Source organism: Streptomyces sp. TG1A-60, from assembly GCF_037201975.1.
GTDB lineage: Bacteria > Actinomycetota > Actinomycetes > Streptomycetales > Streptomycetaceae > Streptomyces.
This window is the reverse complement of sequence record NZ_CP147520.1, coordinates 7199335-7218817: the sequence shown is the minus strand read 5'-3', so window position 1 is coordinate 7218817 and position 19483 is coordinate 7199335. Positions and strand designations below refer to the sequence as shown.

Below are 19483 nucleotides of genomic sequence, written 5' to 3'. Positions count from 1 at the left end.
TCAAGGCGTTCCGAGGACCGGTTGAGCCGCCGCCGTGAGTTGCTCATCACGCAACCCCGATCCCTATGTGAAACAAAAGGGGAGGGGGCGCAACGCCGGACCCAGCCTCTCCGACATGGTCGGAGAGGGGCGGTCCAGCGTCGGGCCCCCTCCCGGGGTGGGCAGTTGCGCTGTTGGGCGGGCGGTGGTCAGAACCCCCGGTCGACCCACTCCTGAAGGTGGGGGGCCTCCGCGCCGATGGTGGTCGTCTCCCCGTGGCCCGTGTGTACGACGGTGTCGGCCGGCAGGGTCAGCAGCCGGTCCCGGATGGAGTCGATGATGGTCGGGAAGTGGCTGAAGGACCGTCCCGTCGCTCCCGGCCCGCCTGCGAAGAGCGTGTCACCGCTGAAGAGGGCCGTGAGGGCCGGCGCGTACAGGCACACCGCGCCGGGGGCATGGCCGGGGGTGTGCAGCACGGTCAGCTCGACACCGGCCACCGTGAGGACCTGCCCGTCGGCCAGGCCGCCGTCGGGAGTCCGGTCGGGGTGGGTCTGCTTCCACAGCGCCAGATCGTCGCCGTGGAGCAGGATCGGAGCGCCGGTACGCGCCGCGAGATCGGGCGCGGCGTCGATGTGGTCGTTGTGCGCGTGGGTGCACACGATGGCGCGCAGAGTGCGCCCGCCGAGGGCGTCGGCGATCGCCTCGGCGTCGTGCGCGGCGTCGACGACGATCGCCTCGATGTCGTCACCGATGATCCACACGTTGTTGTCGACGTCCCAGGTGCCGCCGTCCAGCGAGAACGTCCCCGACGTGACGAGATGTTCGATGCGGGGGCCGGTCGTCACAGGACCACCACCGAGCGCAGGACGTCGCCGCGGTGCATCCGCTCGAAGGCCTTCTCGACGTCGTCCAGCGCGATGGTCTCCGTGACGAAGGCGTCCAGGTCCAGACGCCCCTGCAGATAGAGGTCGATGAGCATCGGGAAGTCCCGGCTCGGCAGGCAGTCGCCGTACCAGGAGGACTTCAGCGAGCCGCCCCGGCCGAAGACGTCCAGCAGCGGCAGCTCCAGCTTCATCTCCGGGGTCGGCACGCCGACGAGGACGACCGTGCCGGCCAGGTCGCGGGCGTGGAAGGCCTGCCCGTACGTCTCCGGGCGGCCCACCGCCTCGACGACCACGTCGGCGCCGAATCCGCCGGTCAGCTCGCGGATCGCCTCGACCGGGTCCGCGTTCCGGGAGTTGACGGTGTGGGTCGCTCCCAGCTTCTTGGCCATGTCGAGCTTGGCGTCGTCGATGTCCACCGCGATGATCTTCGCCGCGCCCGCCAGGTCCGACCCGACGACCGCCGCGGCCCCGACGCCGCCGCAGCCGATCACGGCCACGCTGTCACCGCGTCCGACGTTGCCGGTGTTGATGGCCGCGCCGATGCCGGCCATGACGCCGCATCCCAGCAGACCGGCGGCGGCAGCCGACGCGGCCGGGTCCACCTTCGTGCACTGCCCCGCCGCCACCAGCGTCTTCTCCGCGAACGCGCCGATGCCCAGCGCCGGCGACAGTTCCGTGCCGTCGGTCAGGGTCATCTTCTGCTTCGCGTTGTGGGTGCTGAAGCAGTACCACGGCCGTCCGCGCCGACAGGCCCGGCACTGCCCGCACACCGCCCGCCAGTTGAGGATGACGAAGTCACCGGGAGCGACGTCGGTGACCCCTTCTCCCACGGCCTCCACCACGCCCGCGGCCTCGTGCCCCAGGAGGAAGGGGAAGTCATCGTTGATGCCGCCCTCGCGGTAGTGCAGATCGGTGTGACAGACCCCGCAGGCCTGGATCCCCACCAGCGCCTCTCCCGGGCCCGGGTCGGGCACGATGATCGTTTCCAGGCTGACGGGGGCGCCCTTGCCCCGCGCGACGACAGCACGGACCTGGTGAGTCATGGCCACTCCTCGGCTGAACGAGTCTGAGTCAGATGTTGCTCATTACGGCACGCATCTCACGTGCCGCAACACAGCATCATGGAGTGCCGACCAGGGGTCAAGGATTCGACGTTCGGCACGTTCTGATGGGCGTGGACCGGCAGGGCGACCAGGGACAGCGGGGTTGTTCGGCCCCGAGCCGCGCACCGCCTCCTCCAACCCCACGACCACGCGCACTCAGAGGGCGGCGTGCCGCTGGCCAACCCGGGCCGCTCCAGGAGCCCGCGTCCCTGCCGTGCCGCGCCCTTCGCCTGGGACGCCGGCCCAGCCCTCCGTATCGTCGGCTGCCGCTCCTCGATGCCAGGTCGGCACCGTGCCTGCCGCGGGGCGCAGGCCGACGGCGCCGCAGACCGCCGTCTGGAGCGACCCGGCGATGTCGTTGCCCTGGGCGAGGGGGACGACGCCGATGGGGGCCGCGACCGGCGCGCCGCCGCTCGGTCCGCCGTGGGTCGCCGCACGGTCCCGGGGATTGTGGGTGCCTCCCACCGGTGGCGACGGCACCGAGCCGTCGCCACCGGCGCACCCCGAGGTCACGAGTTACCCCCGACCTGCCCCGACGCCGTTCGGCCCCGTTCAGAAACCTGGTTTCCGAACGGGGCCGAACGCGCGCTGGGGCCGGATTAACGGGCCGGTCGGGGCTCCGGGGCGCTCATGCGGGGTCGCCGGCAGCGGTGATCGCGTCGGACCGCGCGAGCACCCCGCGCACCGCGTCCGCGAGTGCGGGAGCCGCGCTCGCGTCGGCGTCGGCGATCCCGACGCCGTAGCGGAACCGCACGGTGGCGCCGTCCTCGATGGTCAGCTCCTCACTGAAGAACGGTGCCGGGTTGAGGCAGGCGAACTCCTCTGTCCGGGCGAACCACTGCGGGGGGTGATTCGGGTTGGCCGCGTCGTCGACCATGAGGACCAGCGACTGTTCGTCCGTCTCGTCGTGGCGGCCGGCGAAGGCCATCCACGGCAGGCGCCGCCCGCGGACCTTGTCGCCGCCCATGCCTTCCCCGGTGACGAACTGCCCCCCGGTGAACGACCGTGGGCCCCGCCAGAACAGGCCGCCGTAGCCGGCGTTCTCCCGCCCCTTGGTGGTCGGCGATCCCATGGCGACGTCGGTTCCGGAGACGTTCGTCATCCGCGTCTCGAACGTCAACGCCCAGGCGTCCGGGGAGACCAGACTCGCTCGCACAGTCCTGCGTTCCGTGAAGAACAGTGCGCCGGACTGGGTGATCCAGTCCAGGTCGTGGGCGAACGTCGCCGTACCGTCGGACCGGTTCAGGGCGACGACCCTGCGGTGCGCCTGTGTTCCGTTGTTCTCCAGCTGAACGTAGAAGCGTCCGTGGATGTACGTGGGGCCGCCCCAGAAGTTCTCCTCTCCGACGTGCGGCAGGGACCACGCGATGCCCTTGTGCCACACGTGATCGTGGGGACGGAACAGGCTGACCAGCTTGCCGGCCCGGGTGCGCAGGGGGTGGATATAGGGCTTGGGTGATTCCAGTTGGACGGTGTCCGGCTGGTACACGTAGCGGAAGAGCTCGGTGTCGCCGTCCCGGACCGTGACCGTGGCACCGACGTCGTGACTGATCTCAAGAGCGCTCATACCAGTGCCTCCTTGACGCGATCCCACGGGACCGCGCCGCCGTCCATGCTGAGCGTGAACGGGTCGTCGTCGGTCAGTTCCCCTGCGGCGACGCGGACTCCGCGGAAGGCCGAGGCGTACGTCGCGGCCGCGAACTCCAAGGTGCGGCGCGCGTCCGGCAGGGAGACACCGGGTTCCTGGCCTGTGTCCCAGGCGTCGAACACGGCCTCGATCTGGAGCCTGTGGCCGCTTGGGATGTCCGGCTCGTCGCCGGCGGCCCACAGGGCCGCGAGCTCCTCGTGGCCGGGGGCCGGCGTGAACCGCCAGTGCTCCTCGCGGTAGCCGTAGAGGTGCTCGACTTCGACCGTGGCGTGTGCGAAGTCGAAGCGCAGCCGGGACGTCTCCCGGGGGACAACAGGGAGTTGACCACCGTGGCGAGGGCTCCGTTGTCGAAGCGCACGGCGGCGACCGAGACGTCCTCGGTGTCCGTGGGCCGGACCTGGCGGTCGGCGAGTGCGGTGATCAGGGACCAGGGGCCGAGGACCGACAGCATCAGGTCGAACTGGTGGATGCCGTGTCCCATGGTGGGGCCGCCTCCCTCGACGTCCCAGCGTCCCCGCCACGGCACGTCGAAGTACTCGTCGGACCTGTACCACAGCGTCTCGCAGGTGGCGACGAGTGGCCGGCCCAGTACCCCGGCCGCGACCAGCCGGCGCAGGCGTACGGCCGCCGCGCCATAGCGGTGCTGGAAGACGGTCAGGACCTTGGAGCCGGTCTGCTCCTGCACGGCGGCCAGGTGGTCCATCTCGCGCAGGCTCAGCGCCGTCGGCTTCTCCACCAGGGCGGTGACGCCTGCCCGCATCGCCATGGCGGCCAGGGGGGCGTGGGTCTGCGGTGGCGTGCAGATGTGCACGAGATCGATTTTCCCGCTCTCCAGCAGGGCCTGCGGGTCACTGAAGACGTGCGGGACGGAGAAGCGGTCGGCGAACTCGGCGGCGCGGGTGGGGTCGACATCGGCGACGGCGACCAGCCGGGCGCGTTCGGAGAGTTCGGTGAGGGCTGCGGCATGGGCGTGGGCTATACCGCCGGTGCCGATGATGGCCACGCGGTACGGCGGCCTGGGGCTGGGCATGGGTGGTTTCTCTCTCCTGGTTCCTGACCCGCATTTCGTGGGGCTCCCCGGGGGCTGTGGGCAGTGGCGACGGCCCCCGGGGAAGGAGGTCACCCGGCCGCGTCGATCTCGGCCTGGAGTTCCTTGATGAAGGCCTTCGCGGCGGCCTGAGGCGAGGTCTTCTTGAAGTACACCTCCTGGCTGTAGCGCTGCAGCATCGGCTCGATCCCGCTTCCGCCGTTGGGGGTCACGACCGGCGCCTTGCCCGGTGTCACCGCGTTCAGGTACTCGGCCGCCGCCTTGTCGGACCCCGTCAGACCCGCCTGGAGGTGCTGGAGCATCTCCTTGTTCGCGGGGATTCCGCGCTCCGTCTTGAGGACGTCGGCGGCCGCCTGGTCGTTGAGCATGAAGTCGACGAACGCGGCGGCCTCGGCCGGGTGCTTGCTCTGGCTGGACACCGCCCAGTACATCGAGGGCTTGAAGAAGTTCGCCTTGGTGTCGCCGACGCGGGGCAGCTGCAGCAGCTTCAGGTTGGCGCCGGTGGCCTCCTGCAGCGCGGTGATCTGGGTGTTGTAGGCCTTCCCTGTCATGGCTGCCTTGCCGGTGGCGAAGCTGCTGGCCGTGATACCGGCGGTCTGGTCTTCGACCATGGTCGAGGCCTTGACGCTGGCCTTGGAGGAAATCAGGTCCAGACCGTACTTCCACATGTCGGCGAGCGACTCGGGCTTCAGCGAGACGTTGCCGTCCTCGCCGAAGAGTTCGCCGCCGTCCTGACGAGCCCAGTACTTGAGACTGCCGGCGTCGAAGCCGGGGGCGTCGGCCACACCATGGATCTTGCCGCCGCTCTTGTCCGTCAGCTCCTTACCGATCCTCGCGTAGTCGTCCCACGTCCATGTCGTGTCGTCGGGAAGGTCCACGCCGTACTTCTTGAACAGGTCGGTGTTCACGACGACGGACATGACGCCGACGCCGATGGGAAGCGCGTACTGCGTTCCACCGATCTGTCCGGTGGCCAGGGCCGCGTCGTCGAACTGCGAGGTGTTGACGATCTTCTCGGCCTCGCCGAGGTCGTACAGCGCTCCGCGGTCCGCGTACGACGCGAGATAGAGCTCGTCCATCTGCACGACGTCGGGCGAGTCCTTGGCCGCGGTCGTCGTGGCGAGCGCGTCCCAGTAGCCGCCCCAGTCCTTGTACTCTCCCTTGACCTTGATGTTGGGGTGCTTCTTCTCGAACGCAGCGATGGCCTCGTTGGTGAGCTCGGCGCGGGTGTCCGCTCCCCACCAGGTGGCGCGGATGGTGACCGGCTTGTCGCCGAGCTCGGGAGCGGAGCCGGTGCTGCCGCCGGAGCAGGCGGTCAGTGCGAGCGAGAGTGAGGCGACCGCCCCGATCGCGACGCGTCTGAAGGGGCTGACGTTCATGTGATTCTCCTGTCTCTGATGTGTGGGTCGGGTTGATGGCTGCGGTGCTCCCGAGCGGCCTGACTCGTTCGCCTCCGCATGTCCGGCAGTAGCCCCCGCAGTTACTTGCCGCCGGTGGTCGCGATGCCGCGCAGCAGGAAGCGCTGCCCGGCGAGGAAGACGAGGAAGACGGGAACGAGCGACACCACGCTCATGGCGAACACCGAGCCCCAGTCCGTCGCGGTCTGCTGGTCGACGAAGGCACGCAGCGCGAGGGGCGTGGTGTACATCTCCGGGTCGGTGAGGTAGATCAGCTGGGTGTAGAAGTCGTTCCAGGTCCAGATGAAGGTGAAGATCGCGGTGGTCGCCAGCGCCGGGATCATCAGCGGCAGGATCACGTGGAAGAAGATCCGCGCGTGCCCGGCGCCGTCGATCCGTGCGGCCTCGTCGAGTTCGCGCGGGATCCCACGGATGAACTGCACCATGAGGAAGATGAAGAAGGCGTCGGTCGCCAGGAACTTCGGCACGATCAGGGGCAGGAACGTGTTGACCCAGCCGAGTTCCGAGAACAGGACGTACTGCGGCACGATGATCACGTGGATCGGCAGCATGATGGTGACGAGCATGACGGCGAACCACACTCGCTTCGCCCGGAATTCGAGCCTGGCGAACGCGTACGCGGCCAGGGAGCAGGCGAGGAGGTTCCCGAGGATCGCGCCGATCACGACGATGACCGAGTTGGTCATGTAGTAGCTGAACGGTTCGGCGAAGGCGTTCCAGCCGTTGGCGTAGTTCTCGAAGTGCGGGTTTGTCAGGGCGAGTCCCGCACTGCGGAAGATCTGGCTGTTGGGCCGCAGCGAGCTGGCCACCATCCACAGGATGGGGTAGAGCATCGTCAGGGCGCAGAGAGCCAGCAGGCAGTGCTTGAGGGGGGCGCGCACCGCGCGCCTGATCCTGCGCACCGTGTGAGGGCGGTCGACGGGCAGCGAGCGGGGTACTGCTACGGCGCGGTCAGTCATCGTAAAACACCCAGTACTTTGAGGCCCAGAAATTGACGGCGGTGAAGGCCGCGACGATGAGGAGCAGGACCCACGCGAGTGCGGACGCATACCCCATGTCGAAGTGGCCGAACCCGCGCTGGTACAGGTAGAGCGAGTAGAAGAGGGTGGAGTCGGCAGGGCCTCCGGTGCCACCGGAGACCACGAAGGCCTGGGTGAAGGTCTGGAAGGCGTGGATGATCTGCAGCACCAGGTTGAAGAAGATGATGGGTGTCAGCAGCGGAATGGTGATGCTGCGGAACTGGCGCCAGCGCTTCGCGCCGTCGACGGAGGCCGCCTCGTAGAGGGAGGCCGGAATCTGTCGCAGCCCGGCGAGGAAGATCACCATGGGTGAGCCGAATGTCCAGACATTCAGGATGATGAGGGTCGACAGCGCCGTTCCCGGCTCCGAGATCCAGCCCTGCCCCTGGATACCGACGAGGGCCAGGGCCTCGTTGACCAGGCCGTTGGTCCCGAACATCGCGCGCCACAGCACGGCGATCGCCACGCTGGCGCCGATCAGCGACGGCAGATAGAAGACGGAGCGGTAGAAGGCGAGGCCACGCACTCCCCTGTCCAGCAGCAGGGCGAGCCCCAGGGCCAGCGCCAGCTGCAACGGAACGGAGACCAGGACGTAGCTGAACGTCACCCCGAGCGACTTGTGCAGCCGCTCGTCGTGGAGCATGCGCGTCCAGTTGTCGACTCCGCTGAACTGCGGCGGCTGGAGCAGGTTGTACTTGGTGAAGCTGAGGTAGAGCGAGGCCAGCATCGGGCCGAGAGTGACCCCGAAGAGCCCGAAAAACCATGGCAGGAGGAAGAAGAACGCCACCTTGTTCTGCTGTCGGGCGCCCCGTTGGGACCCGCGCAGCCGGCGTAGTTCGTTGATGGAGCTCACGGCACTGCTCCCTTGAGCGGCGGCATCGGCACACAGTGGTGCGGGCCCGTCCCGGGCCTCGCGTAACCAAAAAGTGATCGTTCACCTCTTGGGTTGCGAGGACAATAGTGAACGATAACTTTTTACGTCAAGAGTGTGTACTCTCTGACTTCAACAACCGTTGACGGAAGGGTGGGTGGAGCGGATGGCTGGCGCTGACCAGGCGCGACGACGGCCGACGATCACAGATGTGGCGCGACTCGCCGGTGTGTCACCCCAGACGGTGTCGCGGTACCTGCGGTTCAACGGCGGACTGAAGCCCGCCACCCTGGAACGCGTGGAGAAGGCGATCCGCGAACTGGACTACCGTCCCAACCTGGTGGCGCGGTCCATGCGCACGCGGAAGACCGGCCGTCTGGCGATCCTCATGCCCGCCATGGCCTTCAACCCGTCACGCATGCTGGCGGGGGCCAGCGCGACGGCACAGTCCGCGGGGTACTTCGTGGACGCCGTGAGCGCCGGGGGCGGCGTTGGGGCGAGGAGTGAACGCCTCCTGGAACTCGCCGACTCGGGACAGTACGAGGGCATCCTCTCCCTCGCTCCCGTGCTCCCCACGGTGCAGAGCCGACTGCACCAGAGGACGACCGTGGTGATCTCGGCCGACTTCGACGACGAGATGCGCGGCATCGGGGAACTGGCCGACGGCACGCCCGTGGTACGGATGATCGAGCGCTTGGCGGCGCTCGGCCACTCCCGGTTCCTGCACGTGGCGGGCGACGCGCAGTTCGCTTCCGCGAGGGCGCGCAGGCAGAGTTATCTGGACACGGTCGAACGCCTCGGGCTCGAGTCCGTTGGAATCTTCGACGGCGACTGGTCCGGCGATTCCGGCATAGAGGCGATCCGGTCGCTCCCGAGCCGTTCCCGGCCGACCGCGGTGATCGCGGCCAACGATCTCGTCGCCGCCGGCGTCGTCCGGGGCGCCCGGGAGCGTGGCTGGGAGGTGCCGGGCGACGTCAGCGTGACCGGTTGGGACAACGTCGGGGTCGGACAGTTCATGACCCCGTCCCTGACCACCGTCGACGTGGACCTCGAACGACTCGGCAGCAAGGCCATGGCCAAGCTGATAGCGGGTTTGCTCGATACGGCGCCCGCAGCGAAGGAGGAAACGCTGTTCCGAATCATCTGGCGGGAGTCGACGGCCGAGCCGCCCGTTGAAGGCCGCCCTGGCAGTGAGCAGTGACCGCTCGGGACTACGGCCGCACGGGTCGGGGCCGGCCGGAAACCGTATACCCCTCCAGCCGCTCTGCCGGCCGGCCACCATATGGGGCCGGCACGGCCGTGCGGGGGCGGGCCCGGCGTCAAGGGCTCCCGAGACCGCACATCGACATCAGTTCCGGTAGACGTCAAGCCGTCCGCACATCCCGAACTTCCCACGGGCGGCAGGCCGTTCGGACTGTACGGCGGCATCCGCGAGGTGGGGGTACTCCCCCAGCTCCAGCAGGTCGAGCTGCGCGCCGGTAGCCGCGGCGGCGGCCTCGGCACCCTGTCGCCACCGCTCCCGCCACTCGGCGATACGCGGCCGTACCAGCGCGGCGGCGGCTCGGTGGAACGCGGCCAGGGCCTGCGGCCCGTCGGCATCACGCAGTACCCGGTAGCCCTCCAGGGCGAGGTCCCGCCGGGCCCGGGCGACGCGCTCCTGCTCCTCCACGGGCGCGTCGGCCGGGATGACGGTGGCGCGCGCGTACGTCTCGGGATCGGTCAGGTACTCCTGGGGCAGCGTGAGGACCGCGTCCCCCGCCTCCGGGAGCCCGCTGTTCTGCATCAGAACGGTGATCCGCAGATCGCTCTCGTTGACCAGCCGGTGAATGGTGCCGGGCGTGAAACAGGCCACCGTACCGGCCTGAAGCGGAGTCACCTCGTACCCGGAGGCGGTCAGCGTCTGCACGGCCCCGCGGCCGCCGGTGACGACGTAGGCCTCGGAACAGGCCAGGTGCATATGAGGGGTACCGCCGCACGCCCCGTCGGCGGAAGGCCAGTCGTACACCGACAGATGCGAGACGGCGACGCCCCCGGGCAACCCGGTGTTCGTTGTACTCATGTGTGTGATCAGCACTCCATTTCTGGATAGCAAGCGCTTTCTATGCTCTGCAATTTACGCACTCCTCACCCAACGAGTCAATTCCCTGTCTAAGATCAGGTCTGCATTCGCGGAGTTGGAAGGATATGGGTGTGGGCAACGGGTTGGCGGGCAGGACTGTCTACGCATTCGGTGACAGCATCGTGCAGGGACACGTGTATCCGCGCAGTTTTGTGGACCTCGTTGCCGAGCGCGAGGGAATGACACTCACGAAGTTCGCCCGGAACGGCGCGACCATTGGCGCCGACCCGGAGGCTTCTGGGGGGCAGATACGTGCGCAGGTCGAGGGAGCGGCGGCTGTCGCACCGGACTTCGTCATCTTTGACGGCGGCACCAACGATGCCGAGTCAGTCGTCAAAGGCCACTACGACGTGGGCACCTACGCGGGAGAACTGGAGAAGACTCTGCACACGATGAAGCGGAAATATCCGACCGCCCGCATCGTGTATGTTGCCGCCCACAAGCTCGGTTCGAGGGACTGGGCCACTCAGATGGCGCTGCGCGAGGTGACCTTGCGGGCCTCTCACACGTGGGATTTCGTCATCGCCGACGTCTTCGGGGACACCGCGTTCGACACACGCGATGACGCCCAGCGGGCGAAATACACATTCGACGATCTGGTCAATGGTTTCCCTGGCACAGACGGATCGGGAACGCATCCCAACGTGGCGGGCATCACCACGTTCTACGTGCCGGTGGTCAGCGCAAGACTGAAGCAGATCTCACCACGTTGACGAGTACGGCAAGATGTGGTTCTGCCGGGCCGACACGGCCCGGCAGAACCACATCTCTTCTCAGGGTGTCAGCGGACTGATGCTCCACTGCTGGTTCTGACCGGTGCCGCAGCCGTACTGGATGAGCCGGGCACCGTCGCTGGTGGAGACACTGGCCACGTCGGCGCACTTGCCCGAATGCCGCGCCACGAGCTGGACGTACCCGCTGCCGGCATCGCGCAGTCGCCACTGCTGGCTCTGCCCGGCGCCACAGTCTGATTGAACGAGATCGGCACGGTCGGCGGTGGAAGCACCGGCCACGTCGGCGCACTTGCCCGAATGCCGCGCCACGAGCTGGACGTACCCGCTGCCGGCATCGCGCAGTCGCCACTGCTGGCTCTGCCCGGCGCCACAGTCTGATTGAACGAGATCGGCATCGTCGGCGGTGGAAGCACCGGCCACGTCGGCGCACTTGGCCGAATGCCGCGCCACGAGATTGCGGTAACCGTCGTTGGTGAATCCTGGACCGCGCCGGACCCGCACGTCATCGACATGCACCGAACCGCGCTCGCCTCCGTTCGCGTACCACGCGACCTTCGCGATCCCCGGCATCGAGGTGCGGAACGCGGCGTCGGTCAGCATGCGCCGGCCGTCGATGTCCAGGTCGAAGCGCTGGTTCACCGTGTCCACGGTGAGCGTGATCCGATACCACTTGCCAGGGGTGTACGTACCGATCACACGGTTCGTGCTTCCCTCGTACGCGTGGATCTGGCCGCGAGCGAACGCGACGCTGACGGCTTGGGCGCCGCTGGAGTTGTACACATAGGGCAACCCGAACCAGCCCGCCTGCGTGTCATTGCGCATCACCTGCGCATCGATCGTCACCACGCCCTGCAGCGGGGTGCCGAAGACCCGGGCGAGGTTGGTCCCGTCGCTGCCGCCGCCCTCGATGGTGCGGGTCAGCCGGACGCTCTTGTCGGTGGCGGACGGTGTCTCCACCACGGCGACCTGGTTGTTGGTCGAGATGACTCCCCAACCGTTCGTCCCGTCGGCGAGCGCACCGGTCGCCAGGCCGTCGAACGAATCCGTGATCGCGACGTCGGACGCTCCGCGCTCGAAGGCGCCGATCTCCGGACCGCTGCCGGTCGGTACCGGCGTCCCCGTGAAGTCGAGGCCGCCGTTGCCGGTGACGGCGGCACCGGCGTCGACGAACACCGATCCGGCCTGGAGCGCGAAGTTCGCCGCCGTGCCGAGTCTCGGGCCGTTCTCGTCGCCGTAGGGCCCCGCGACGGCGGGGTTCACGAACTGCGGAGCGCCGACCACGGCGTTCGTGTGGGACGCGGGCGGGGTCAGGTTGGCCGAGTATCCGTTGTTGTTGTAGGTGATGTTCGACTGTTCCCGGAAGTTGACGTCGGATCGTCCGGAGACGAACAGGTTGTTGGTCAGCGTTGCTCGGCCGGAGACGCCTCCGGTCACCATGTTCGGCGCGTCGGTGCTCTGGAAGACGTTGTTGTACACGGAGGCCACCGTGCCGGTCTGCTGCGACATGTGGAGGTTCCACCGCTCGCTGCCGGTCACGACGTTGTAGCGGATCACCGCACTGCCGAACCGGGCGGAGCCGCACCCGCAGAGCAGGATGCCGTCGCCGTTGTCGTGGAGGTAGTTGTACTGGAACAGCTGGTTGGTGGTGGCGATGTCGGGGTCGAGGCCGTTCGCGTCGGAACTGCCCTGAGCGTGGCGGGTGCCCATGACCTCGTTGTACTGGACGGTGACACGGTCGGCCGCGTAGGTCTCCACGCCGGACACGCCGACCCGGTCGACCACGTTGCCTTCGACGAGCGCGTCCCGGACGTCGGTGAGGTAGACGCCGTTGCCACCGAAGTCGGTGTTCGCCTGAGTGATGTAGTTGCCGCGGATCGTGACGTCGGTGTGCGGTGTGAAGAGGCTGTCGTCGGCCGTCCTGCGCTCACCCCAGCCCGTCCTGACGGCTCCCGGCGCGTCACCGACGTACTGCTTCACGGTGATCCCCGCGAACGACGTGTTCTTGATCGTGGAGTTCTGCACGGTGACGTCGGTGAGCACGGTCGGAGCGCCGGGCGCGGCGATGTCGGCGACGGTGGTGAGGAAGGCGATGCCGCCGGTGTTCTTCGAACGGTCCCAGCCGTTCGACCAGATGACACCCGGACGGTTGTTCGCGGTGTTGCCGCCGATCCACCTGACCTCGCCGGTCACGTCGTGGACGTCGACCGAGTCGATCACGAAGTGGTGCAGGGTCTGGCCGTTGTTGCCGTGTACCCCGATGCCGCGGAAGTCGCCGAGGTTCTCACCGGGCGTCGCGGTCGCGGGCGCCGCGTTCGACACGTCGAGGTTGCGGATCTCCCAGTACTCCTGGTTGGACAGCCGCACCGCCTCGGCGACGGTGCCCTGACCGGCGATCTTCGGCTTGGCGCCCTCTCCGTAGCGGTCGATCACGATCGGGGCGCCGTCGGCGCCCGACCCCTTCGGCCACAGCTGCCCGACCCAGCTGTCACCGGACTCGAAGCGAATGGTGTCGCCGGGCTGGAAGGTCTTCGAGTTCACCTTGTTCAGCGAGCGCCAGGGCGTGCTGCTGCTGGTTCCGGCGTTGCTGTCGTTGCCGGTCGCGCTCACGTAGTACGTGGTGCCTGCGGCATAGGCCCGCTGCGCGGGGATGAGCACGATCGACGCGAGCACGACGGCCAGCGCGCAGAGTGCGGCTGCGGTCGCTCTTGACACAAGTCTTCGGTTGGCGGTCATTGTCCTCTTTTTGTCCTCTGTGGTCGGGCGGTACCGGCTCCTGTCCTGACGCCTCCTCGCGAGACATCGCGTAACGGCTCAGGGCGCGGGCGGATGGGGTCCGTGGGGCGGACACACGAAAGGGCGCGTGACGACATGAGGACAGATTCCTCCCGATATGCCCCATCGGTATCCAGGCTCGACGGCGGCTCCGGGAGTTCGGCGCACCCCGGCGGCTGGATCGGGTGGTGGTCGGTGAACCTCGGTACGAGCGGCGTCACGACCGGCCCGAGCATGCTGGGGCGAAGCGCCGTGCACCAGGCCGACGGGAGGTCGAAGGCGGCCTGGCCGTCGGGTTCGCGCGGTGCGCAGTCGGCACTGACGCGCAACGGCTGGAGTTCGCCAGGAGACCTCACGCATGCCCCTCGGGATGCATTGGGAAAACGTATTCCGCGCAGTGTGCCTAGCGGTGTTCGAGTGCGTCAAGGCTTCGAGCAGAGAACCCTTCAGCGACGTGAAGGGCTCCACCGGAAGACGAACGGCAGGTCGGCGCCCCTTCGGCGCTGCCTCTGTCTGACTGCGGCAACCGGGCGGTTCGCCTGGGCACTGCGCGGCCCGGACGGCCTGAGCCCGTGGCGCGGCCAGTTCGACGAGGGATGCGGCGTCTGCGGCGAATGCCCTGGGCCGAGCCACACGACGAGCGTGCGCACCGCGCTCTCGTACAGGTGGGCCTCGCCGGTGGGCCCTCGCCAGGTGCGCTCTCGCAGGGAGCAGCGTGGCGCTCTTTCACCCTGTGGGCAATCGCGATGCGGGGGGACGTCGTCACGTCTCCGACGGCGCCCGACGGCTTGAGGGTGTTTCCCGCTGCTCGGCGCCACCCGGCCGGAGTGGTCGCGGCTCGGCCCGTGACGGACAGCAGGGGCAGGTCACTCGGCGTGGACCGCCATGCTGTCGCGTACCACGACCTGCCCGCGCAACATCAGGTGCGCGGCCTCCGCACGGGCCGCGAGTGCGAGGCGAACCGCCTCGGCACCTGCCTGCGCCAGAGGCAACGACACGGTCGTCAGCCGCGGTGTCACGTCGATGGCGAGCTCGATGTCGTCGAAACCGGTCACCGAGACGTCCTCCGGCACCGCCGTCCCGGCAGCCCGGAAGGCGGACATCGCACCGACGGCGATCACGTCGTTGGCTGCGAGGACCGCGTGGGGCGGCTCCTGCCCCACGGCGACCAGCCGCCGCGCCGCGTCGAATCCCCCTTGGCGGCTCACCGCACAATGCACGATCCGGATGTGCCGCCGTTCGACGCCGCCGTCGCTGAGTCCGGCCACGAAGCCCGCGGTTCGGGCGGAGACGTTTCCCCGCCCGCGGACGCCGGCGAGGATCGTCACGCGCCGGTGCCCGGAGGCGGCGACATGGGCGGCGAGTTCCTTGGCGGAGCCGTGGTTGTCGAAGCTGATGGAGTCGAACGGCATGTCGGTGTCGCCGACGACCACCACCCGGCCGCCCTCGCGTTCGTATCCGAGCAACTCGTCGAGCAGGCGCCCGCCCAGGGCGCCGGCGCCGATGCGGCTCGAGGTGAGGATGAGCGCCCGCGGCCGGAGCGCACGCTGCAGCCGGATGGTCTCGAGCTGGCGCTCGGCGGTGCCGTGGGTCGGCGAGACGGTCACGAACGCCCCGGCGTCGCGCGCCTGCCGTTCCATCGCCGCGGCGACGATCCCTATCGACGGGGTCGTGAGGTCGTCGGCGACGACCGCGATCGAGTCGTTCGCGCGCCGCATCGCCCGTGCCGAGGTGTCCGCGGTGTAGCGCAGCGCAGCCGCGGCGGCGCGGACCCGCTGCTCGTATGCGGGGGCGACCGCCCGGACACTGTCGCCCAGGACTCGTGACGCGGTCGCGACCGACACGCCGGCGGCCGTCGCCACGTCGCGCAGGGTGACGGTCGGCCTGGCTGGATGGGGCATCGTGCCGTTCCCTCCCCGCACACGAAGACGAGCCGCCGTTGACGCTACCCGAGGATATCCGTGGCCGGCCGTCGGCGGGGATGCCGGCGGTGCCGGTGACCGTCTCCGCAGTGGCGCACGGTCGACGGGGGTACACGAGTGTGCGCCTGGGCCCCGGACTCCCTCCCGGGTGACGTGTCGGCGTGGGGTCGCAGCCGCTGCCCGCGCTCGCCGGGGAGGCCGGTGTCGACGGTCGGCGATCGGGATCACATCCGCGGCCGTACGCGGCAGGACACGGATGCCCGGCCGACCGTGATCGTGTCGGGCGGGGCTCCGCCAGGCATGCGCATCGTCAGGGCCCTACGCCGTGTCGCGCCTGGCCGTGGAGACCGGAAACCCTGTCGCGCCCGGTCGGGTCGTGCCCCGGTCGAAGAAGCCGGCAGGCCTGTCGTGCCCCGGTGGTAGGGCCCGAAGCCCTGTCGGGGGCCGGTCCATCGGCCGGAAGGGACGGAAAGGCATTCCGTCACGAGTGAGCGGTCTGCCCACGGAGGGGTATTCCGTCATCATTCCACCGCCTGCCAGGCCCTGTGCGGTCCGGTGCACAATGTGCGGCATGGACGATGGGTCGGCCGAGCCTCTGCGACGGCGCGGGGATGCCGTATCCGGCGAACGCCGGGCGACCCTGCGTGACGTGGCGCGGACGGCGGGCGTTTCGCAGGCGACGGCGTCGCGCGTGCTCAACGGCAGCGTTCGCAACGTCCGTGAGGAGAACGTCGCCCGTGTGCTCGCCGCGGCGGCGGACCTCGACTACGCGCCGCACCTGTCGGCCCAGGCGATCGCGCGAGGATCGACGAACACCGCCGCGCTGGTCGTCAGCGGTGTGGACGATCCGTACTTCTCCTCCATCGCGGGAGGGGTGACGAAGGCGGCGGAGGCGGCTGGCCTCATCGTGACGATGGCGGTCGCGGACCGCTCCCCCAGCGGGAACTCCAGATCGTCAGGACGTTGCGCGGCATGCGGCCCCGCGCCGTCATCCTGACCGGCAGCCGCATCGAGGGCGCCGACACCCGTGACGCTCTCGTCGAGGAGCTCGACGCCTACCGGGAGGCGGGCGGCAGCGTGGTCCTGATCAGCCAGCACGACCTGCCGTTCCGCACCGTCAGCATCGACAACCACGGTGGAGCGCGGCAGCTTGCCCGCGCGCTCGTGGGCATCGGCTACCGGCGGTTCGCGATGGTGCGCGGGGGCGTCGGGCTCAGGACGTCACGCGACCGGTGCAACGGCTTCGTGGAGGGCCTGCGCGAGTTCGACATCGACATCGACGAGCGGTTCGTGGTCGAAGCGGAGTTCAGCCGCCGAGGCGGTTGTACGGCCGCCCGCGAGCTCCTCCGGCGGGGCCTGGACGGCACGGAGCTGGTCTTCGCCGTCAACGACGTCATGGCGATCGGTGTGATGACCACCTTCCGCGACGCCGGACTGGTCCCCGGCCGGGACGTCGCCGTCGCCGGCTTCGACGACATCGGTCCAGCCGTGGACGTCGACCCGGCGCTGACTTCCGTAACCGTGCCTCTGCGGCAGGTCGGGCAACGCGCGTTGGAGTTCGCGCTCTCCGACGACGATGCCTCGCGGATCGTACCGGTCCCCACGAACGTCGTCCTGAGGGGAAGCACACCTCGTCGATGACGTGCCGTCGCCCGGCGACGGTGGTACCGGCTGGGGCTGCTGCCGCTGGTCCGGTGGGCCGGGCACCGGCAGCAGCAGCAGCGCGGGACCGGACGGCACGCCCGGCCGCCCGTGAGCACGGCCTAGACGGGGCCACGGGCCCCGTTGGACCCTCGATGACTGCGGCCGTGGACACCCTCCCGGTCGCTTCGGAAAGCTCCTCGGATGCCGGAATCCGCTGCGCCGACGGCACCGGAACGGACGAGCGTCACCCGAGTGCCCGAAGCCACTTGCCCCTACACCGGAGGCCGGGGCGCACAGGTAGCTGCGCCGCCACGTCTCCGGGCGGTGTCGTGAGCAAGGCGGATCGGGGTTTCAGGTGGGAACTCCGGGAGAACCGGAACTCCTACCGCACTGCGGCGCTGTGCCGAGAGGCGGTGTCCTGGTTCGAGGGGGTTTCTGGGTGATGGACGCACTGACATTGATGGCAGGCGACGGCCAAAGGGTGGAGCAGGGACAGGAGTTCGCTCCTCTCTCGGTCCTGGCCGTTGCCGGTGAACGGCCGAGCGGAGGTCAGATGGTGAGTTTCTTCGTGAACGATCCCGAGGGAACCGGGACCGATTTCCGGGGCGGCTCACCTGTCCGCATCACCACCTCCTCGGACGGTACCGGGACCACGGACGTGCCGCTCATCGCCGGCGAGTCCCCCGGCACCGTGCAAGTCAAGGTGATCGCGGCCGACACGAGCACCGCGTTCTCCCTCGAAGTGGCCTAGCCGGCCGGATGACCGTTCCCCACTGCTGCCGTCCGCCGCCGAGCGGTCGGCCTCGGAGCAGTGGACAGATGGTCCTACTTCGCTGACGTGGGCAAGCCCTGGACGCTCACTTCACGTAACTTTTCACATGCGTCAAGTGATCACTTCCGGACCCGAAAGCGGTTGAGCATGGCAGCGGTGCACAGACCCGGCACTCCGACGACAGCGGCACCCGACGAGGTCCACACGGCTGCCCGCGCTGTTGAACCTCTTGTCTCGCCGGTGAATTCGCACAACGAGTGGGACCCGCTGGAGGAGATCGTCGTCGGCCGGCTCGACGGCGCGACGATCCCCTCCGGCCATCCGGTCGTCACCTGCAACATCCCGCCCTGGGCGGCACGGCTGCAGGGCCTCGCGGCAGGCCGCGGCTACCCCCGCGCCATGATCGAACGGGCGCGGCAGGAGCTCGACCAGTTCGTCGCCCTCCTGCAGTCCCTCGGTATCACCGTCCGGCGCCCGGACGCGGTCGAGCACCGGCGACGCTTCGGCACACCCGACTGGTCCTCACGCGGTTTCTGCAACACCTGTCCGCGCGACAGCATGCTCGTGATCGGCGACGAGATCATCGAGACCCCGATGGCATGGCCGTGCCGGTACTTCGAGACCCACTCCTACCGGACGATCCTGAAGGACTACTTCCGCCGCGGAGCGCGCTGGACCGCGGCACCGAAGCCGCAGCTCACCGACGAACTGTTCGACGCGGACTTCCGCGTCCCCGCGCCGGGCGAGCCCCCGCGCCACATCCTCACCGAGTTCGAGCCCGTCTTCGACGCGGCGGACTTCGTACGCGCCGGACGCGACCTGTTCGTCACCCGCAGCAACGTCACCAACCGCATGGGCATCGACTGGCTGCGCCGCCACCTCGGACCCGGCTACCGCATCCACGAGATCGACAGCCGCTGCCGCACACCGATGCACATCGACACCACCCTCATGCCGCTCGCACCCGGCAAGCTACTGGTCAATCCCGAGTACATCGACGTCGACCGGCTCCCCGAGGCCCTCTCCTCCTGGGACGTCCTCCCCGCCCCCGAGCCCGACCCCATCGACGAGCGCCTGCTCAAGGTCACCTCCATGTGCGGCAAGTGGCTCAGCATGAACGTCCTCATGATCGACGACAAACGGGTGATCGCCGAACGCCACCACACCGGCATGCTGCGCGCACTGGAGAGATGGGGCTTCGAACCGATCCCGTGCGATCTGCTGCACTACGCGCCGTTCGGCGGATCCTTCCACTGCGCCACCCTCGACATCCGCCGCCGCGGCACACTCGAATCGTACGTCGACTGACCGACCGATCGGCAGGAGCGTCCCACACCCCCGGAGCCATGCGGCGCGGGGCGATACAGGCCGGCGTGACCGACATGGCGGGCCCGGCCTCACGCCGCGCACCCGAGCCCGGCGTCCCGCTCACCCCTCCGGCGCGGCGTTGCCCGGGCAGAGGATTCGTCGCTGCTACACAGGGCACCCAGCACCGTCGAACGTGAAACGCCCGGAAGGCTTGGGTCCCGATGCCGCGTGGCGGTGGTGGG

General features: G+C 69.0%; 17 protein-coding genes. 6 read left to right on the top strand and 11 right to left on the bottom strand.

From position 1 onward, the window contains the following. Nucleotides 1-188: 188 nt before the first annotated feature. The 8 genes from WBG99_RS31735 to WBG99_RS31700 all read right to left on the bottom strand — a co-directional run bounded on the left by WBG99_RS31735 (nucleotide 189) and on the right by WBG99_RS31700 (nucleotide 7952). A complete protein-coding gene (locus tag WBG99_RS31735; RefSeq protein WP_338899639.1) occupies nucleotides 189-824 on the bottom strand; it encodes an MBL fold metallo-hydrolase in 636 nt (211 codons plus the stop codon). Then, a complete protein-coding gene (locus tag WBG99_RS31730) occupies nucleotides 821-1906 on the bottom strand; it encodes an S-(hydroxymethyl)mycothiol dehydrogenase (protein WP_338899638.1) in 1086 nt (361 codons plus the stop codon). Before WBG99_RS31730 ends, WBG99_RS31735 begins: the two co-directional genes overlap by 4 nt. A 216-nt stretch (nucleotides 1907-2122) precedes the next feature. Then, nucleotides 2123-2431, bottom strand: a complete 309-nt coding sequence (locus tag WBG99_RS31725) for an amidase family protein (protein WP_338899637.1) — start codon at nucleotides 2429-2431, stop codon at nucleotides 2123-2125. Between the two features lie 163 nt (nucleotides 2432-2594). Beyond that, nucleotides 2595-3533 (bottom strand): PmoA family protein, encoded by a 939-nt coding sequence (locus WBG99_RS31720; RefSeq protein ID WP_338899636.1) that lies wholly within the window; start codon nucleotides 3531-3533, stop codon nucleotides 2595-2597. A 73-nt stretch (nucleotides 3534-3606) separates the two neighbouring features. Beyond that, the gene (locus WBG99_RS31715; RefSeq protein WP_338899635.1) at nucleotides 3607-4644 is read right to left on the bottom strand and encodes a Gfo/Idh/MocA family oxidoreductase; all 1038 of its coding nucleotides are present in this window, start codon (nucleotides 4642-4644) and stop codon (nucleotides 3607-3609) included. A gap of 89 nt (nucleotides 4645-4733) precedes the next feature. Further along, nucleotides 4734-6041, bottom strand: coding sequence for a sugar ABC transporter substrate-binding protein (locus WBG99_RS31710; protein WP_338899634.1), 1308 nt, complete (start codon nucleotides 6039-6041; stop codon nucleotides 4734-4736). 101 nt (nucleotides 6042-6142) lie between these two features. After that, nucleotides 6143-6982, bottom strand: coding sequence for a carbohydrate ABC transporter permease (locus tag WBG99_RS31705; protein WP_338899633.1), 840 nt, complete (start codon nucleotides 6980-6982; stop codon nucleotides 6143-6145). A 49-nt stretch (nucleotides 6983-7031) separates the two neighbouring features. Next, nucleotides 7032-7952 (bottom strand): sugar ABC transporter permease, encoded by a 921-nt coding sequence (locus tag WBG99_RS31700; protein ID WP_338899632.1) that lies wholly within the window; start codon nucleotides 7950-7952, stop codon nucleotides 7032-7034. 229 nt (nucleotides 7953-8181) lie between these two features. Here WBG99_RS31700 and WBG99_RS31695 point away from each other — a divergent pair, with 229 nt between their 5' ends. Then, nucleotides 8182-9171: a LacI family DNA-binding transcriptional regulator gene (locus WBG99_RS31695; RefSeq protein WP_338899631.1), complete on the top strand. Its 990-nt coding sequence runs from the start codon at nucleotides 8182-8184 to the stop codon at nucleotides 9169-9171. A gap of 147 nt (nucleotides 9172-9318) precedes the next feature. On the opposite strand, the gene WBG99_RS31690 is transcribed toward WBG99_RS31695, so the two are convergent. Continuing rightward, nucleotides 9319-10029 carry a cupin gene (locus WBG99_RS31690; RefSeq protein WP_338899630.1) on the bottom strand — a complete coding sequence of 237 codons (711 nt, stop codon included), beginning with the start codon at nucleotides 10027-10029 and terminating at the stop codon, nucleotides 9319-9321. Nucleotides 10030-10160: 131 nt separating this feature from the next. Here WBG99_RS31690 and WBG99_RS31685 point away from each other — a divergent pair, with 131 nt between their 5' ends. Continuing rightward, complete coding sequence (locus tag WBG99_RS31685; RefSeq protein ID WP_338899629.1) at nucleotides 10161-10802, top strand: SGNH/GDSL hydrolase family protein; 642 nt, start codon at nucleotides 10161-10163, stop codon at nucleotides 10800-10802. A gap of 60 nt (nucleotides 10803-10862) precedes the next feature. On the opposite strand, the gene WBG99_RS31680 is transcribed toward WBG99_RS31685, so the two are convergent. After that, nucleotides 10863-13535, bottom strand: a complete 2673-nt coding sequence (locus tag WBG99_RS31680; protein ID WP_338899628.1) for an RICIN domain-containing protein — start codon at nucleotides 13533-13535, stop codon at nucleotides 10863-10865. Nucleotides 13536-14461: 926 nt separating this feature from the next. Beyond that, nucleotides 14462-15496, bottom strand: a complete 1035-nt coding sequence (locus WBG99_RS31675; protein WP_338899627.1) for a LacI family DNA-binding transcriptional regulator — start codon at nucleotides 15494-15496, stop codon at nucleotides 14462-14464. Between the two features lie 592 nt (nucleotides 15497-16088). Between WBG99_RS31675 and WBG99_RS31670 the strand changes: the two genes are divergently transcribed. The 4 genes from WBG99_RS31670 to WBG99_RS31655 all read left to right on the top strand — a co-directional run bounded on the left by WBG99_RS31670 (nucleotide 16089) and on the right by WBG99_RS31655 (nucleotide 19241). Continuing rightward, entirely contained in the window at nucleotides 16089-16514 is a 426-nt protein-coding gene (locus tag WBG99_RS31670; protein WP_338899626.1) for a LacI family DNA-binding transcriptional regulator, read from the top strand. After that, a complete protein-coding gene (locus WBG99_RS31665) occupies nucleotides 16490-17158 on the top strand; it encodes a LacI family DNA-binding transcriptional regulator (RefSeq protein ID WP_338899625.1) in 669 nt (222 codons plus the stop codon). Before WBG99_RS31670 ends, WBG99_RS31665 begins: the two co-directional genes overlap by 25 nt. Nucleotides 17159-17714: 556 nt before the next feature. After that, nucleotides 17715-17912 (top strand): hypothetical protein, encoded by a 198-nt coding sequence (locus WBG99_RS31660; protein ID WP_338899624.1) that lies wholly within the window; start codon nucleotides 17715-17717, stop codon nucleotides 17910-17912. A gap of 261 nt (nucleotides 17913-18173) precedes the next feature. Continuing rightward, nucleotides 18174-19241: an amidinotransferase gene (locus WBG99_RS31655; protein ID WP_338899623.1), complete on the top strand. Its 1068-nt coding sequence runs from the start codon at nucleotides 18174-18176 to the stop codon at nucleotides 19239-19241. Nucleotides 19242-19483 lie beyond the last annotated feature (242 nt).